The organism is Vibrio sp. 10N.222.49.C9 (genome assembly GCF_041474985.1).
Taxonomy (GTDB): Bacteria; Pseudomonadota; Gammaproteobacteria; order Enterobacterales; family Vibrionaceae; genus Vibrio; species Vibrio crassostreae_C.
In genome coordinates this window covers 1-452 of sequence record NZ_JBFRVD010001116.1, presented here as the reverse complement: position 1 = coordinate 452, position 452 = coordinate 1, and the positions used below count along the sequence as shown (strand labels likewise).

The window sequence follows — 452 nt, the reverse complement described above, 5'->3', positions numbered from 1 at the left end:
AAATAGTCGAACACCTGATTATATTCGCCATCACAGTCGCAATCGCTCATCGTCGCATCAAGGCACAACCGACGACCAATCAGAAGCTCATTTCGACCAAGAAATGCAACGACCTTGCCCGATTCATCAAAATCAATATCACAGTGGCCGATGGCTTGTGCGTGCAGGCCTGCTTGCACAACGTAAGTGTCGTTAACGCGTTTTCCGTACTCATCTCGGCACGACAAGCCCAGTTCGCTAAAATCACCCTGCAGGACGTGAGAATGTCCTCCAATAATCAGGCTAATACCCTTAACACTCTCAGCAAGCTTCAGATCAGCATCGTAGCCAAGGTGGCTAAGCAGTATGATTTTGTTGATCCCTGATTCACGGATTTGTTCAACCGTGTTGATGGCCGTTTGCGTGGCATTGACGAACGGAGTGTCGGGATCAGGGTTTGCAATGTCCATCAT

General features: G+C 48.7%; 1 pseudogene. It reads right to left on the bottom strand.

From position 1 onward, the window contains the following. Nucleotides 1–452, bottom strand: a pseudogene (locus tag AB4585_RS27155) (bifunctional metallophosphatase/5'-nucleotidase); the annotation flags it as partial.